This window comes from Rossellomorea oryzaecorticis (assembly GCF_038405515.1).
Classification (GTDB): Bacteria; Bacillota; Bacilli; order Bacillales; family Bacillaceae_B; genus Rossellomorea; species Rossellomorea oryzaecorticis_A.
Map to the genome: position 1 here is coordinate 1 of NZ_JBBYAF010000044.1, position 14754 is coordinate 14754.

At 41.7% G+C, this 14754-nt stretch carries 21 protein-coding genes; 15 read left to right on the forward strand and 6 right to left on the reverse strand.

The genetic code is table 11. The annotated features are described in order from the left end of the window. Positions 1-257: 257 nt before the first annotated feature. From AAEO50_RS17785 to arsC, 3 genes are read left to right on the forward strand one after another with little or no spacing between them, the layout of a single operon-like run. Positions 258-602 (forward strand): metalloregulator ArsR/SmtB family transcription factor, encoded by a 345-nt coding sequence (locus AAEO50_RS17785; protein ID WP_341985665.1) that lies wholly within the window; start codon positions 258-260, stop codon positions 600-602. 19 nt (positions 603-621) lie between these two features. Then, positions 622-1911 carry an arsenic transporter gene (locus AAEO50_RS17790; protein WP_341985666.1) on the forward strand — a complete coding sequence of 430 codons (1290 nt, stop codon included), beginning with the start codon at positions 622-624 and terminating at the stop codon, positions 1909-1911. Positions 1912-1935: 24 nt separating this feature from the next. Beyond that, complete coding sequence (gene arsC / locus AAEO50_RS17795) at positions 1936-2355, forward strand: arsenate reductase (thioredoxin) (RefSeq protein WP_341985667.1); 420 nt, start codon at positions 1936-1938, stop codon at positions 2353-2355. A gap of 91 nt (positions 2356-2446) precedes the next feature. On the opposite strand, the gene AAEO50_RS17800 is transcribed toward arsC, so the two are convergent. The 3 genes from AAEO50_RS17800 to sigK form a co-directional block, all read right to left on the reverse strand. Beyond that, positions 2447-3313 (reverse strand): permease, encoded by an 867-nt coding sequence (locus AAEO50_RS17800; protein WP_341985697.1) that lies wholly within the window; start codon positions 3311-3313, stop codon positions 2447-2449. A gap of 80 nt (positions 3314-3393) precedes the next feature. Beyond that, positions 3394-3717 carry an ArsR/SmtB family transcription factor gene (locus AAEO50_RS17805; RefSeq protein ID WP_175990959.1) on the reverse strand — a complete coding sequence of 108 codons (324 nt, stop codon included), beginning with the start codon at positions 3715-3717 and terminating at the stop codon, positions 3394-3396. Between the two features lie 519 nt (positions 3718-4236). After that, positions 4237-4950: an RNA polymerase sporulation sigma factor SigK gene (gene sigK / locus AAEO50_RS17810; protein ID WP_341985668.1), complete on the reverse strand. Its 714-nt coding sequence runs from the start codon at positions 4948-4950 to the stop codon at positions 4237-4239. Positions 4951-5122: 172 nt separating this feature from the next. Here sigK and AAEO50_RS17815 point away from each other — a divergent pair, with 172 nt between their 5' ends. After that, the gene (locus AAEO50_RS17815; protein WP_341985669.1) at positions 5123-5263 is read left to right on the forward strand and encodes a hypothetical protein; all 141 of its coding nucleotides are present in this window, start codon (positions 5123-5125) and stop codon (positions 5261-5263) included. Positions 5264-5337: 74 nt separating this feature from the next. Here AAEO50_RS17815 and pssA read toward each other — a convergent pair whose 3' ends face one another. Continuing rightward, complete coding sequence (pssA, locus tag AAEO50_RS17820) at positions 5338-5877, reverse strand: CDP-diacylglycerol--serine O-phosphatidyltransferase (RefSeq protein WP_341985670.1); 540 nt, start codon at positions 5875-5877, stop codon at positions 5338-5340. Between the two features lie 173 nt (positions 5878-6050). Between pssA and AAEO50_RS17825 the strand changes: the two genes are divergently transcribed. Beyond that, a complete protein-coding gene (locus AAEO50_RS17825; RefSeq protein WP_341985671.1) occupies positions 6051-6833 on the forward strand; it encodes a phosphatidylserine decarboxylase in 783 nt (260 codons plus the stop codon). 104 nt (positions 6834-6937) lie between these two features. Here AAEO50_RS17825 and AAEO50_RS17830 read toward each other — a convergent pair whose 3' ends face one another. Beyond that, positions 6938-7078: a sporulation histidine kinase inhibitor Sda gene (locus AAEO50_RS17830; protein WP_341985672.1), complete on the reverse strand. Its 141-nt coding sequence runs from the start codon at positions 7076-7078 to the stop codon at positions 6938-6940. Between the two features lie 382 nt (positions 7079-7460). Here AAEO50_RS17830 and AAEO50_RS17835 point away from each other — a divergent pair, with 382 nt between their 5' ends. From AAEO50_RS17835 to AAEO50_RS17870, 8 genes are read left to right on the forward strand one after another with little or no spacing between them, the layout of a single operon-like run. Then, positions 7461-7982: a YqeG family HAD IIIA-type phosphatase gene (locus AAEO50_RS17835; protein WP_341985673.1), complete on the forward strand. Its 522-nt coding sequence runs from the start codon at positions 7461-7463 to the stop codon at positions 7980-7982. Then, complete coding sequence (gene yqeH, locus AAEO50_RS17840) at positions 7979-9079, forward strand: ribosome biogenesis GTPase YqeH (protein WP_341985674.1); 1101 nt, start codon at positions 7979-7981, stop codon at positions 9077-9079. Before AAEO50_RS17835 ends, yqeH begins: the two co-directional genes overlap by 4 nt. Before the next feature lie 10 nt (positions 9080-9089). Then, on the forward strand, positions 9090-9923 hold the full coding sequence (aroE, locus tag AAEO50_RS17845) for a shikimate dehydrogenase (RefSeq protein WP_341985675.1): 834 nt from the start codon (positions 9090-9092) through the stop codon (positions 9921-9923). Between the two features lie 2 nt (positions 9924-9925). Next, entirely contained in the window at positions 9926-10219 is a 294-nt protein-coding gene (gene yhbY / locus AAEO50_RS17850; protein WP_341985676.1) for a ribosome assembly RNA-binding protein YhbY, read from the forward strand. Positions 10220-10232: 13 nt separating this feature from the next. Continuing rightward, positions 10233-10802 (forward strand): nicotinate-nucleotide adenylyltransferase, encoded by a 570-nt coding sequence (locus AAEO50_RS17855; RefSeq protein WP_341985677.1) that lies wholly within the window; start codon positions 10233-10235, stop codon positions 10800-10802. After that, positions 10795-11361, forward strand: coding sequence for a bis(5'-nucleosyl)-tetraphosphatase (symmetrical) YqeK (gene yqeK, locus AAEO50_RS17860; RefSeq protein WP_341985678.1), 567 nt, complete (start codon positions 10795-10797; stop codon positions 11359-11361). Before AAEO50_RS17855 ends, yqeK begins: the two co-directional genes overlap by 8 nt. Positions 11362-11365: 4 nt before the next feature. Beyond that, positions 11366-11713, forward strand: coding sequence for a ribosome silencing factor (rsfS, locus tag AAEO50_RS17865; RefSeq protein ID WP_341985679.1), 348 nt, complete (start codon positions 11366-11368; stop codon positions 11711-11713). Further along, positions 11713-12459, forward strand: coding sequence for a class I SAM-dependent methyltransferase (locus AAEO50_RS17870; RefSeq protein ID WP_341985680.1), 747 nt, complete (start codon positions 11713-11715; stop codon positions 12457-12459). The genes rsfS and AAEO50_RS17870 overlap by 1 nt, the downstream gene beginning before the upstream one ends. Positions 12460-12561: 102 nt before the next feature. Here the strand turns inward: AAEO50_RS17870 and comER are convergent, their stop codons facing one another. After that, positions 12562-13380 carry a late competence protein ComER gene (comER, locus tag AAEO50_RS17875; protein WP_341985681.1) on the reverse strand — a complete coding sequence of 273 codons (819 nt, stop codon included), beginning with the start codon at positions 13378-13380 and terminating at the stop codon, positions 12562-12564. 58 nt (positions 13381-13438) lie between these two features. On the opposite strand from comER, the gene AAEO50_RS17880 reads away from it, so the two are divergent. After that, complete coding sequence (locus AAEO50_RS17880) at positions 13439-14110, forward strand: helix-hairpin-helix domain-containing protein (protein ID WP_341985682.1); 672 nt, start codon at positions 13439-13441, stop codon at positions 14108-14110. A gap of 70 nt (positions 14111-14180) precedes the next feature. Beyond that, positions 14181-14744 (forward strand): ComE operon protein 2, encoded by a 564-nt coding sequence (locus AAEO50_RS17885; protein ID WP_341985683.1) that lies wholly within the window; start codon positions 14181-14183, stop codon positions 14742-14744. Positions 14745-14754: the final 10 nt, after the last annotated feature.

The following is a 14754-nucleotide window of genomic DNA, read 5'->3' on the forward strand; positions in this document are numbered from 1 at the left end:
AAGACTCCTGCGGGAAAAGCGAGACAGGTGAGACCCCGCAGGAGCGCATGCGACGAGGAGGCTCACCGGCCGCCCGCGGAAAGCGAAGTCTTGCACGGAAATCATTAGCGGCATTAAGAGCAATTGTTCGCCTTTAAAAGGTGGTTTTTATAACGTTAAATAATCCACTGACTAAGCCTTGTATTCGATATATAAGTGAAGTATTATATAAGCATAGAATAATATGTTGATGTTTGATTGGATTAGGAGGTGAGTTGATGAAAGGATCGACTGTAGAAATAGACAAAACCGCAACAATTCTAAAGTTGTTAGGGGATAAAACCCGTTTGACGATGGTAAAGATACTGGATACGAATGACTGCTGCGTATGTGAATTCGTAGAAATATTTAAAGCAAGTCAACCTGCTATCAGTCAACATGTCCGCAAATTAAAGGATGTGGGGATTGTAAGGGAAAAGCGCAGGGGGCAGTGGATTATTTATTCCCTCAACCGCGACAGCGAATACTTCCCGATGATCCAAAGCCTTCTTGACCACCTGCCGAACCAAGACTTCAAATTGAAGGAGTTGGAAGAACAAGGCTTACGCATTTCTTGTGAATAATAGGAGGTAACACGCAATTATGACAATTTTAGCATCAGTGATTTTTCTTATCACCCTTGTTCTCGTCATCTGGCAGCCTAAAGGGCTTTCCATTGGCTGGTCAGCAATTGGCGGAGCCATATTGGCGCTTATCGCAGGGGTCGTCGATTTCAATGATGTGGTGGATGTGACATCCATCGTATGGAATGCGACGCTGGCATTCATTGCCATCATCATCATCTCGCTCATACTCGATGAAATTGGATTTTTCGAATGGGCTGCCCTGCATATGGCGAAGGCAGCAAAAGGGAATGGCGTGCGGATGTTCGTTTACGTTTCATTGTTGGGAGCGGTTGTGGCAGCTCTTTTTGCAAACGATGGAGCAGCGCTGATCTTAACCCCCATCGTGTTAGCGATGGTACGTAACTTGAACTTCAGTGAGAAACTCGTATTTCCGTTTATCATTGCCAGCGGCTTCATCGCTGACACGACATCCCTTCCGCTGGTCGTCAGTAACCTGGTGAACATCGTGTCCGCTGACTTTTTCGGCATCGGGTTTGTAGAGTTTGCTTCCCGGATGATTGTTCCGAACTTCTTCTCATTAGGGGCAAGTATTTTGGTTCTGTATCTTTTCTTCCGTAAAAGCATCCCGAAGAATTACGATGTTTCTCAGCTGAAAAAACCGGTTGAAGCGATCCGTGACCAGAAAATGTTCCGCCTTTCCTGGCTGGTACTTTCCATCTTGTTGATCGGCTACTTTGCAAGTGAATTCATCGGTCTTCCGGTTTCCATCATTGCTGGGATTGTCGCTATCTTCTTTTTAGCTATGGCGAGAAGAAGTGCAGCTGTCAATACGAAGACCGTAATCAAAGGCGCCCCGTGGGCAATCGTTTTTTTCTCGATTGGAATGTACGTCGTCGTGTATGGCCTTCGTAATGTAGGCCTTACCAACGTGCTGGCAGATGTCATCCAGATGACTGCTGACCAAGGTTTATTTGCAGCTACGGTCGGAATGGGATTCATCGCGGCAATTCTTTCGTCTGTTATGAACAATATGCCGACGGTCATGATTGATGCCCTTGCGATTGCGGATACTGATACTACCGGTGTTGTCCGCGAAGCGCTCATCTATGCGAATGTCATCGGGTCGGACCTCGGACCGAAGATCACACCTATCGGGTCACTCGCTACATTATTATGGCTCCACGTCCTATCGTTAAAAGGAGTAAAAATCTCCTGGGGGACGTATTTTAAAACAGGAATCATTTTGACCATCCCAACCTTGTTCATTACATTGGTCGGGCTTTATATATGGTTATTAATCATTTAATAAATATCGAAGGAGAGATTCAACATGTCAAAGAAAAACATCTACTTCTTATGCACAGGTAATTCATGCAGGAGCCAAATGGCTGAAGGCTGGGCAAAAAAACACTTAGGTGACGAGTGGAACGTATATAGTGCAGGAATCGAGGCACACGGATTGAATCCAAACGCCGTGAAGGCGATGAAAGAAACGGGTATCGATATCTCGAATCAAACATCCGATATCATCGATCCTGAAATTTTGAATAATGCAGACTTAGTTGTTACTCTATGCGGAGATGCAGCAGACAAATGTCCTATGACCCCTCCTCATGTGAAACGGGAGCATTGGGGATTCGATGACCCTGCAAAAGCAGAAGGGACCGAAGAAGAGAAATGGGCATTCTTCCAGCGTGTCCGTGATGAAATCGGTGAAAGAATCAACCGTTTTGCTGAAACGGGTGAATAAAAAACGCTGTAGATTTCTGCAAGGAACGGTGTTAATAAGGTATTACTAAATAGAACAAAAGGCAGCTGCTTCTTGAGCTGCCTTTTGTTCATTAGACTAAATAAAAGATGAATCCGGAGACGGTTGACATCGAGATAACCGATAGTACAAAGATGAATACAAGCTCTTTTTTAAAGATGGATTTAAGCAGGACCACTTCAGGAAGGCTTGCTCCAGCTGAACTGATCATCATCGCCATAACCGGCCCGAGTGCCATTCCTTTCATGATCAAAATCTGTGATATGGGGATCATGCTGGATAACCTTATATACAATGGAACTCCGATAATGGCTGCAATCGGAATCAGCCACCAATGATCTCTTCCAAAGAAACCAGATATCCATTCTGTCGGGACCAAGCCATGGATGACTGCACCAACTGCTGCCCCGATGATAAGATATGGAAATACACTTTTCATTAATTGGAGGGTTTCCTTCATGGCCCCCTTCAAGGAAAATCTTTTTTCTTCCTCACTGTAGCCGGACATCATGACATTTTTAACGTATTTCTCAAACCCTAATGCTTCTAAAATAAACCCAACAGCGATAGAGAAGAAGGCAGTGACCAGTGTATAAATCAGTGTCACTTTCCATCCGAGAACCACTCCCATGATGGTGAGTATTGTTGGATCCAAAACGGGAGATGCGAATAAAAAGATCATGACAATCCCGAAAGACATTTTCTTTTTCAGCATGTTCACAACCACGGGAATGGTGGAACAGGAGCAAAATGGAGTAATGAAAGCAAAGACAATCGCAGCCGCAGCACCCCATGCTTTATTCCTGCCCGATATCAGCTTCTCGATTCTTTCATAAGGAATGAATCCTTGTAATGCACTGATGGCAAATGAAATAATCACAAACAAAACAGTTAATTCAAGCGCAATCTCAAAAAAACTTCTTAGTGTTTCTCCCCACATCTTCATAATCCCCTTCCTAAATTAATTAATCAAAATAAGTTGATATATTAATCAAAAAAAATTGATGTATATCCTGAAAATTAGCATGTCGGCCTGAAAAGACAACATAGCTCAGCAGATAACAGATGATTAATCTCGCTTTGGTTCAAGGAGTAATAACTCCATGTCCCTCTGGTTTCTTTGGTGATAATATTTGCATCGAGTAGAATTTTAAGATGATAGGAAAGTTTAGACTGGGCCATATCCATAAGCGGAGCAAGGTCACAAACACACATTTCTCCTTTTTCGGTCAAGATGTTCATGATCTGAAGTCTCTTTTGGTCCGCGATTGCTTTAAATTTTGCTTCATACGTTTCAAACATTTTTTGTTTGGATATGTCTTGTAATGGTATTTCCTTCTTCATGAAGTACCCTCATTTCTAATCAATTCGTCTTGATAACATCATCTTATATCCAATATTTTCATGTGTCAAGGAATTAATCAATGTTTTTTGATGTATTCATTTTACTATATGCTGGACGAATCCCAAAAGTGATAAAACAATTTTTTTTGATTTAAGATTGCATTTAGAAAAACTTGCTAATATACTACTGATATAAATCAAATAAATTTGATGTAATGTAATCTATAAATCAAAAATATTTGATTTAAAACGAATATAGGGGTGGTTTAAATGAATTTTGTAAAAATCTTTTTAGGGCAAAAAGGGAATGAGTCAAAGAACTGCTGCAGCATAGAAATAAAAGAAGTTGAAAATGACATTACTGAAAGTTGTTGCTCATCACTGGGAGAGAACAAAGAAAGTCAGTGCTGTTAGTTCTTTGAGTATAAAAACATCGATGAGGGAACCACTCCCATATTGATTTTTGTGTGCGGTTGCATCAAAGAAAGAGTGCACGGATCCTTCAGCCGTGCACTCAGATTATTTCCCTCTCTTTTCCTTTTCTTCTCTATAAAATTCGTGAAACATTTTCATAAGTGCCCGTTTTTCGATGCGGGAAACATAGCTCCTTGAAATACCTAGCTCCTTCGCGATTTCCCTTTGAGTTTTTTCTTCTTTCAAATCCAGCCCAAAGCGGCCGACGATGACTTCTTTTTCCCGTTCATCCAACACACAGATATATTTACGGACTTTCTCAAGCTCCATACTCAATTGAATCGTATCTATGACATCATCAGTTTCTGATTTTAAGATATCAATCAGGCTTATTTCATTTCCTTCTTTATCTTGACCGATCGGGTCGTGTAAGGAAACGTCTTTCTTTGTTTTCTTCAATGCACGCAGGTGCATGAGGATTTCATTCTCAATACACCGGGCTGCATACGTTGCAAGCTTTGTTCCTTTTCCTTCCGAATAGCTTTCGATAGCCTTTATCAAACCTATGGTCCCAATGGAAATCAAATCTTCTGGGTCTTCACCTGTATTCTCGAACTTTTTCACAATATGGGCTACCAAACGTAAATTGTGCTCGATCAGCATATTTCGTGCGTGGTCATCGCCATCAGCCATCCTGCGTAAATACTTTTTTTCATCTGCTGCAGATAATGGTTGAGGAAACGCGTTATTTTTTACATAAGAGACGAGAAAGATCAATTCCTTGAAGAAATACCCCAGTGCCGTAAGAACGCCAGACATATTTACACCTCCATAAGGGACTTATATAGAAGCATATGAAACAAAAAGTCAGTCCTTGCACGTCCTTAAAAAGTATACAGGCCAATTGACTAAATATAGAGGGTGAAAGCCCATACAGATGCCTGCCTGAACACATATATTAATCATAATAAGTATGTAAGGAGGTAATCTCATGCCATATGGTTATCCTGGTTATCCCTATTACGGTCCCCCGGTATATTACGGCGGCGGCGGGTTCTACTTTGCACTAGCAGTTGTCCTCTTAATCCTGCTCTTCCTTTTCGGTGGCTGGTGGTATTACAATAATTGTTAAAAGAAATCCGGAAGGGCTTTGAATAGAGGCGGAGACAAATGAAGGACCCGTGAATAATCACGGGTCCTACTGCGTTACATCTTTTTCAATGTAAATGAACTGATCATCGATAAAGAAAGAATAATAGTAAAGAATAAGACCAAAACACCCGGGATAAATGGAATGGCTAAGTAGCTCAGTGTCAACAGACATCCTGCGGCGGTTATGGGCAAGCCGGTAAAGTACCCTGTATTGTCTGAAATGTTAAAGCGGGCCAAACGGAAAGCGCCGCAGCCGATATAGAAAATCGTGAAAAACATTCCCGGAAAAGCAAATTCATTCAAAACAGCTGTATAGATCAGCAGGGCAGGAGCGACGCCGAATGAAATGATGTCACTCATTGAATCCAGCTGCTTCCCGAGTTCCGTTTCTATGTTCAGTTTCCTCGCGGCCATGCCATCAAGACGATCTGTTAACGCAGCGATGAAAATGAGGAGCAGACTCAAATTCATTTGATCGTGAAGAGTCGCAATGACACTGAACCCTCCGAGAGACAAGTTGGTTAAAGTTATTAGATTGGCTGTTTGTGATTTCAGCTTTCTTACAGTCTGATCAACGACTTCAGAGAATAACAATAAGCATCGCTCCTTATAAATTCATATTTACAAATCCTTATGATTGTTTAAGGAAGAAAATGAGTTCCCGAGAGAAAAATCCCTTTCAATATAGTATATAATGATAATTTATTATATACTTATGAAACTGCGAATGGTAATCGTTTTTTAAGAACGAACGGAGAGGGTATATAGTGAAACAATCATTCTATCGATTATGTATTGAACTAACAAATAAAAAATGGTCATCTTTCATACTGAGAAAGTTTGTGCAGTCCCGTTTGAGCCTGCCATTTATCTCAAGCTTCATCCGGGCGTTTAAGATCGATGTAAACGAATTGGCAGGCAGCACAAAGGATTATCGGACGCTGCACGACTTTTTCATACGTAAGCTGAGAGAAGATGCAAGAAGTATCCAATATGGAGAAAATGATGCTGTAAGTCCAGTTGATGGGCTGCTGGCAGAAACCGGTACGATATCTGACGGACTTGAAATCATGGTGAAAGGTAAACAATATTCCGCTCTTGATATGCTGGGAAGCAAAGAAAAAGCTTCTTCATATATAGGCGGGAAGTTTGCTGTCTTTTATTTAAGTCCTGCGAATTATCATCGCATCCACAGTCCTATTGATGGGTCTGTTCTTAATAGATGGTCGCTGGGACGGCACTCATATCCGGTTAATGACTTAGGACTGATGTACGGCAAGGACGTTCTTTCCAAAAATTATCGGGAGATCACGGAGTTGCAGCATCAGCGTGGGAAAGTGGCAGTGGTGAAAGTGGGAGCGATGTTTGTAAACAGTATTGAATATGTAAATGACCGAAATGTCTGGAAACAGGGAGAAGAAGTAGCTTATTTCACATTCGGATCTACCGTCATTCTTCTTTTTGAAAAGGACCGTTTCTTATTCGCCGAAAGCAAAGATGTTCCGCGCGAAGTGAAAATGGGAGAAACCATTGGGAAATTTAATGGATAGGTTTAAGAGAGCCGATGGATAAAAAAGAGGACGGATTTAAACATCCGTCCCATTTTCATGTCACATGCTTGTCCCGCTTTACCAAGCTGTCTTTGCTATTTGGTTTATGAACTGACTTTTATACGATGAGTTAGAGATCGACGGTGAATTTCCATTTCGATGAGGCGAATAAACTCTGAGTTTAGTTTTAATTGGCACGCTTTGTAATAAGAATCCAATAACAGCTCGTCCGATAATTTCCTCATTCATTTCACCTCCAGCATCGTTCTATATTTTTATTTAGAAACATATCGTAAGTAAGTTATGAAGTAGTAATTAAACTTTACCAAATATATTTTTTCAGAACAAGCGTTCCGTTATCCACAGTTATTAGTGGATAAGTTGTGATTAAATTGTATACAACTGGTAAAATCACCTAATTATATTGAGTGAATAATGTGAATAAGGTTATCCACAGTGACGAGGCACCAGGAAATTTGTCGAAAAATATTTTTGAACAGTTGGAATATTCATTGACCAGGCCCATATAATATGGTTTATTTTGAATCTGCAAGTAAAATTGGTTATCATTGATTTAATTAAGGAAATAGTACGTTAAATGATATAGAAATTTGAGGTGTATAGACGGTGTTAAAGCATTTTTTACCTGATGAACAGGTTCAGGACATTTTCAGTATCCGACCGGAGTATTTAAAGGAAAAAGGAATTAAAGCGATCATTACAGATTTGGATAATACTTTAGTGGAATGGGACAGGCCCAATGCGACCCCTAAATTGATTCAATGGTTCAAAGAAATGCAGGAACATGGAATTCTTGTGACGATCGTATCGAATAATAATGAAAAACGAGTTATGGCATTTTCAGATCCGCTGGGTGTTCCTTTTATTTTCCAGGCACGGAAACCGATGGGACGTGCTTTCAGACGGGCGATTAAACAAATGGGTGTAAAGAAGGAAGAAGCGGTTGTCATAGGGGATCAGCTTTTGACAGACGTATTGGGCGGGAACAGAAATGGTTTTCATACGATTCTTGTCGTTCCTGTAGCTCAATCTGATGGCTTTATTACGAAATTTAATCGGAGAGTCGAAAGAAGGATAATGAAGTTTTTCAAGCGGAAAGGATTGCTTGAGTGGGAGGAAAAGAAGTGAGTGAAGTTGTTTGTGTAGGCTGTGGCGTAGGAATTCAGACAGAAGATAAAGAAGGCATGGGGTATGCTCCGCCTTCCGCGTTGCAAAAGGAAGAAATCATCTGTCAGAGATGTTTCCGGTTGAAGCATTATAATGAAGTGCAGGATGTTCCACTGACCGATGACGATTTTTTAAAGATTCTGAATGAAATTGGGAATTCAGAGGGCTTGATCGTTAAAATAGTCGATATCTTTGACTTTAACGGCAGCTGGCTGCCGGGTCTTCATCGGTTTGTCGGGTCCAATCCGATTCTATTGATCGGTAATAAAGTCGATTTATTACCAAAGTCAGTGAAGCATTCCAAAATGATTCACTGGATGAAGCATGAAGCGAGCCAACTGGGATTGAAGCCGGTCGATGTACAGCTGGTGAGTGCTGCTAAAGGGGTTGGAGTGGAAGAAGCAATCCGGGCAATCGAGAAATACCGCAATGGAAAAGACGTATATGTGGTAGGCTGTACAAACGTAGGGAAGTCTACGTTCATCAATCGGATCATCAAGCAGGTTTCAGGAGAGCAGGATGTCATCACAACGTCCCATTTTCCGGGGACCACATTGGATATGATTCAGATTCCGCTGGATGAAGAGGAATCCCTCATCGATACACCGGGAATCATCAATCACCATCAAATGGCTCATTTCGTGGATAAGCAGGACTTGAAGATCATTACTCCGAAAAAAGAGATCAAGCCTAGAACGTTCCAGCTAAATCCCGAACAGACATTATTCTTTGGCGGATTGTCACGGTTTGACTTTTTGAAGGGGGAGCGTCAGCCATTCACTGCGTATTTCTCAAATGAGTTAACAATCCATCGGACGAAGTTGGAGAAAGCGGATGATCTTTATAAAAACCACGCGGGTGAATTACTTCAGCCGCCGCGTATGGACGATATGGATACTTTCCCTGAGCTTGTGAAACATGAGTTTAAAGTGAAAGAGGCAAAGACGGATATCGTGTTCTCAGGACTGGGATGGATCACAGTGAATGAGCCGGGGGCTTCTGTTGCTGCCCATGTGCCGAAAGGTGTCAGTGTATTCTTGAGGAAATCTCTAATTTAGGAGGGATCGAGTGGATGATCTATACGGTGTAATCGGTGATCCGATTGCTCACTCAATGTCTCCTGCCATGCACAATGCAGCATTTAAAGATGCAGGGATCCAGGCGTCATACGGAAGACTTCATGTCTCTCCCGGTGAATTGCCGGATGCCATCAGAGGAATCAGAGCACTCGGTTTAAGGGGAATCAATGTAACGGTCCCACATAAAACCGCGGTCATCCCTTTATTGGATGAAGTAGATCCGTTGGCTTCCTCTGTCGGAGCGGTGAATACCATCGTTAACCGTAATGGAAAGCTGATAGGTTACAATACAGATGGTTTAGGGTATGTAGAAGGTCTGAAAAAGGTATTAAAAGGTGAATTATCAAGTAAAGCAATATTAATCATCGGAGCCGGCGGTGCCGCAAAGGCGATTTATTATACCCTTGCATCGCTGGGAGTACGGAAGATTGATCTGACTAATCGTTCGGAACAGAAGGCCATCGACATGATTGAATCCTGCTCCTTTGCAGTCGAGTCTGATTACTGCACGCTTTCAGAAGCCGGATTGAATCTGCAGCAGTATGATGTCGTCATCCAGACAACGTCAATTGGGATGTTTCCTAAAGTTGAGGAATCCCCTTTAAAAATAGGCGCGGTTAAAAATGGAGCCGTCTTCAGTGATATCATCTATAACCCTATTCGGACTTCTTTTTTGAAGCAGGCGCAGCAAAACGGTGCCATCATTCAAAATGGGATGGATATGTTTATCTATCAAGGGGCACTCGCCTTTCGAAAATGGACGGGGATCATTCCAAATACGGAGTTAATGAAAAAAGTCGTTTTAAAACAACTGGGAGGTTAACAATGTTAAAAGGTAAGCAAAAAAGATATTTACGTTCGGAAGCACATCACTTATCGCCGATTTTTCAAGTAGGGAAAGGCGGAGTCAATGAAAATATGATCAAGCAGATTGAAGAAGCATTGGAAAAAAGAGAGCTGATGAAAATCAGTGTGCTTCAAAACTGTGAATGGGATAAAACAGAAGTAGCAGAAGCATTGGTGGAAGGTACGGGTGCAGAACTTGTACAAGTCATCGGAAACACAATCGTGCTTTACAAAGAATCGAAAGAAAATAAGCAATTCACTCTGCCAAGATAAGGGTGAAACGTAAATGAAGAAAAAAGTAGGGCTTCTGGGAGGAACCTTCAACCCTCCCCATGTAGGCCACCTTGTCATTGCACAGCAGGTCCTGGACAAAGCGCAGCTGGACGAAATCCGGTTTCTTCCGAATCATGTTCCACCTCATAAAAAGACGGATGAGACTGTTTCGGTCGAACAGCGGCTGCGCATGCTTGAAGGAGCGATCAAAGGAAACCCGAAATTTGCAATCGAAAGAATCGAGCTTCAAAGAGAAGGGCCTTCATACACGTACGATACTATCAAAGCCTTGACTGAAAGAGACCCTGAGATTGACTACTCTTTCATTATCGGAGGGGATATGATTGAATATCTCCCTAAATGGTCCCGGATTGATGAACTTACCGGCATGGTGCATTTTATTGGAGTGAACAGGCCCTCTTATTCTCATGAAACTTCATATAAAGTTCAATTTGTGGAAGTTCCCGACATGGCCATTTCTTCTTCCTTTATACGTGAATCTGTGAACAAAAACAGATCGATCCGCTATCTTGTGACTGATGAGGTGTATCGAATCATAAAGGAGGAGAAACTGTATGGATAGACAGAAAGCATTAAATATTGTGAAAGAACAATTGACAGACCACCGCTATATACATACGTGCGGTGTGATGGAAACGTCGGTTCTCCTGGCCCGTCAATATGGGGCTGATGAAAAAAAGGCTGAAACTGCGGCGATCTTTCATGATTATGCAAAATTCCGGGATAAGGATGAAATGAAAAAGTTGATCGAAGCAGAAGGATTATCGAAAGATCTGTTAGAATATAACAGTGAGCTTTGGCATGCTCCTGTTGGTGCTCTCCTTGTTGAAAGGGAAGTAGGTATTCATGACATGCAAGTATTGGATGCCATACGATTTCACACTTCAGGAAGCGATCATATGTCCACACTGGATAAGGTGATATACTTAGCAGATTACATTGAACCCAACCGTCAATTTCCGGGAGTTGAAGAAGTGAGGCGGTTAGCCGAGGAATCCCTTGATAAAGCAATAATAAAGGCATTGCAGAACACGATCTTGTTTTTGATGAAAAAAAACCAGGCCATCTACCCGGATACATTTCGGTTTTATAATAAACTGGTACTTGAACAGAGGAGATGAAAATGTGGAACAACGTTTACTTGAACTAGCTTATAAAGCAGCGGACGACAAACGTGCAGAAGATATTGTTGTACTTGATATGAAAGGTGTTTCAATGATTGCGGATTATTTCCTGATTTGTCACGGTAACTCAGATAAACAAGTTCAGGCGATTGCGAGAGAGTTGAAAGATAAGGCAGAAGAAAACGGCTATACTGTAAAGCGTCTGGAAGGATTTGATCAGGCTCGCTGGGTTCTTGTTGATTTGGGAGATATCGTTGCTCATGTCTTCCATAAAGATGAGAGAGGGTATTACAACCTTGAACGTCTATGGGGAGATGCCTCGTTTGTCGAGGTAAGCGAGAGTCTTTAATGAGTTATGAGCGTTTTGCCTATATTTATGATTATTTAATGCAGGACGTGAATTATGATGGCTGGCTTGAATTTGTTGAGCGCCAGTCGGAAACGTATTCAGTAAAAGGAAAAGATATACTTGATATTGCATGTGGCACAGGGGAGTTGTCCCTGCGGCTTGCAGGGGCAGGCTATGCAGTGACCGGTGTCGATCTGTCTGAAGATATGCTGGTGATCGCTCAGCAAAAAGCGCTGGATAGAAACAGAGTGCTTACCCTTTTTCAACAGGATATGTCAAAGCTGGATCTACAGAGAGAGTATGATTTGATTACGATTTTTTGTGATTCTCTCAACTATTTGGAAAAAGAAGAAGATGTGATGGAGACATTCAGCCATGTTTACACACATTTGAAGCAGGACGGACTTTTCCTGTTTGACGTCCATTCATTATATAAAATATCGCAAATTTTCATGAACCAGACGTTTACACTCACAGATGATTCTGTATCTTATATATGGGATTGTTTCCCGGGTGAAGCCCCCAATAGTGTTGAGCACGAACTAACCTTCTTTGTACATGATGAAGACACGGATCTGTATGAAAAAGTGGAGGAACTTCATAAGCAGAGGACGTATCCTGTTTTACAGCTTACGGAATGGCTTGATCATGCAGGGTTTGAGGTATTGAATATATCGGCAGACTTTTCAGGGCATACGCCTGACGACAATAGTGAGCGGATTTTCTTCACCTGCAAAAAAAAATAAACCAGGGGTGTGCTTCCTGGTTTATTTCTTTTGACACGCTGCTTTTTTAAAAAGAAAGCAGGAATTTAGCCATTTGTGTCGAAATAAAATAAAGGAGTCCGATTAGACTCCAAATTGAGAGCGGGTTTCCGCTGTATCCTCTTCAAATTTCTCTTGAGTTGCTTGAAACAACTTCTCAAACACCTCTCCCAATTCCTTTTCCATCACAGCGATGCCTTTACCCGTCACACCGCCTTTTACACAAACTTTCTCTTGCAATGCAGGTAGTGTGTAAATATCTTTCTTTAATAATTCCCCTAAACCGACCAGCATTTCCGATGCCAAAACCGTGGCTGTTTCTGAATCAATTTCAGTCACCTCGACAGCAGCATCAATGAACCTCTGAGTCAGATAACTAAAGAATGCAGGCCCGCAGCTTACGATATCTGACGCAACCCTTGTGACAACCTCTTCTATACCGACAGGAGTGGATATATGCTTCGCAAGCTTCGTCAGCTCCTGTTTCCAGTCTTCCGAACATTGACTTCCAAACGTCAACAGAGAAACTCCGCTAAGCGCACGATTCGTGATGCTCGGAATAAAACGTGCACAAGAACACGGGAGGATCGACTGCAGCTGATCCACACTGACCGGACTCGTAATAGACACGACACATTGGTTCCCTGTGAAGCTATCCTTATTCTCTTCTATCACATGATAAACATCATGAGGTTTCACGCAAATAAATATGATATCAGAAGACCTGATGACTTCTTCATTTGAATTCATGACATGGCCGCCGTTTTTTTCTTGAATTTCTTTCGCTTTCTTTAATCTCCTATTTGTCATATTAAGGTTGGAAGGAGAAATCGCTTTTGATTCTATAAAAGCTTCTATAATCACTTTCCCCATGTTACCCGTTCCGATTATACCTACTTTCATGCGCAGCCCTCCTTCTTTAACACTCTTTTGAAAACAGCATTCTCCTACAACTTATGAAATGCGGACAGTGAATATTCCAATCGAGGTGATTTTCAACGTGCATCCTATTATTGAAAAATACAAAAGTATCTTGATGATAGCGGCAGCCGGTGTCATGATTTTCGTGCTTTATCTTTTTAATTTCTCTGATCACAAGCAGGAAGAGGACAGTTTCACATCAATCAGTATAGAGGATGAAGAGCCGGAAACGGTCGAGGCGGGAGCACCGGAAACACCGGCTGCAGAACAAGAGAATGCAAGCGTGTATGTGGATGTAAAGGGAGAGGTGAAAGCACCTGGTTTATATGAGGTCAGAAAAGGAGAACGATTGAAATACGTCATCGACAGGGCTGGGGGATTTACGCCGCAAGCAGACAGCAACATTATTAATCTTGCCATAAAAGTTACGGATGAAATGCTCATTTATGTTCCGAAAATCGGGGAGGCAGAGGCAGCATTTCCTGTCATTCAGGGAAGCCAGGGCAGCTCTGAAGAAACGAAAATCAATCTGAATGAAGCGACAAAGGAAGAGTTTGAATCACTGCCGGGAATCGGACCTGCCAAAGCAGCCACTTTCATTCAATACCGGGAAGAAAACGGTCCCTTTAAAAAAACCGAAGACATCAAAAACATTTCCGGGATAGGTGATAAGACGTTCGAAAAATTAAAGGAATATATTTTTGTACAATGAATTGACGAATCATCTAGACTATTTATACACTTATAGAAAGACTTTAACATCGAAGGAAGGGAGAAAGAGAATGAAAAGAATAGCATGGCATCAATATTTCATGGCTCAAAGCCATTTACTTGCACTTAGAAGCACTTGTACCCGTTTGACTGTAGGCGCCACCATTGTACGGGACAAACGAATCATTGCCGGGGGATATAATGGCTCGATAGCAGGCGGTGATCACTGTATAGATGAAGGCTGCTATGTCATCGACAATCATTGTGTGAGGACCATCCATGCTGAAATGAATGCCCTTCTACAATGTGCAAAGTTCGGAGTAGGCACCGATGGAGCGGAAATCTATGTAACTCACTTTCCGTGTTTACAGTGCTGCAAGGCAATTGTTCAAGCAGGTATTAAAACAGTTTACTACGCAGCCGATTATAAAAATCATCCCTATGCAGCCGAGTTGTTTCAGCAGGCAGAAGTACGTATTGAAAAAGTCCCTTTCCTTGAAAAAAATCTGGATCCGAAAAATAAAGAGAAGTCCCGTTTTGTATCGGATCTGATTGAAGAACTTCGTCACAAAGGCAGCGATCAGGAAATGATTGAGAAATATGAACAAGAGTACATAAAGCTATTTAATGAATAAGGTCCTTCCG

Excerpts from the sequence above, each read along its gene's own strand:
- AAEO50_RS17815 (WP_341985669.1), top strand. The coding sequence starts at position 5,123 with ATGCCATATGGTTATCCTGGTTATCCCTATTACGGTCCCCCGGTATAT.
- AAEO50_RS17870 (WP_341985680.1), top strand. The coding sequence starts at position 11,713 with ATGAGTTATGAGCGTTTTGCCTATATTTATGATTATTTAATGCAGGAC.
- arsC (WP_341985667.1), top strand. The coding sequence starts at position 1,936 with ATGTCAAAGAAAAACATCTACTTCTTATGCACAGGTAATTCATGCAGG.
- AAEO50_RS17830 (WP_341985672.1), bottom strand. The coding sequence starts at position 7,078 with ATGAGGAAATTATCGGACGAGCTGTTATTGGATTCTTATTACAAAGCG.
- AAEO50_RS17880 (WP_341985682.1), top strand. The coding sequence starts at position 13,439 with ATGCGGACAGTGAATATTCCAATCGAGGTGATTTTCAACGTGCATCCT.
- AAEO50_RS17885 (WP_341985683.1), top strand. The coding sequence starts at position 14,181 with ATGAAAAGAATAGCATGGCATCAATATTTCATGGCTCAAAGCCATTTA.
- sigK (WP_341985668.1), bottom strand. The coding sequence starts at position 4,950 with ATGTCTGGCGTTCTTACGGCACTGGGGTATTTCTTCAAGGAATTGATC.
- AAEO50_RS17790 (WP_341985666.1), top strand. The coding sequence starts at position 622 with ATGACAATTTTAGCATCAGTGATTTTTCTTATCACCCTTGTTCTCGTC.
- AAEO50_RS17800 (WP_341985697.1), bottom strand. The coding sequence starts at position 3,313 with ATGTGGGGAGAAACACTAAGAAGTTTTTTTGAGATTGCGCTTGAATTA.
- AAEO50_RS17805 (WP_175990959.1), bottom strand. The coding sequence starts at position 3,717 with ATGAAGAAGGAAATACCATTACAAGACATATCCAAACAAAAAATGTTT.
- yhbY (WP_341985676.1), top strand. The coding sequence starts at position 9,926 with ATGTTAAAAGGTAAGCAAAAAAGATATTTACGTTCGGAAGCACATCAC.
- comER (WP_341985681.1), bottom strand. The coding sequence starts at position 13,380 with ATGAAAGTAGGTATAATCGGAACGGGTAACATGGGGAAAGTGATTATA.
- AAEO50_RS17785 (WP_341985665.1), top strand. The coding sequence starts at position 258 with ATGAAAGGATCGACTGTAGAAATAGACAAAACCGCAACAATTCTAAAG.
- yqeK (WP_341985678.1), top strand. The coding sequence starts at position 10,795 with ATGGATAGACAGAAAGCATTAAATATTGTGAAAGAACAATTGACAGAC.
- AAEO50_RS17855 (WP_341985677.1), top strand. The coding sequence starts at position 10,233 with ATGAAGAAAAAAGTAGGGCTTCTGGGAGGAACCTTCAACCCTCCCCAT.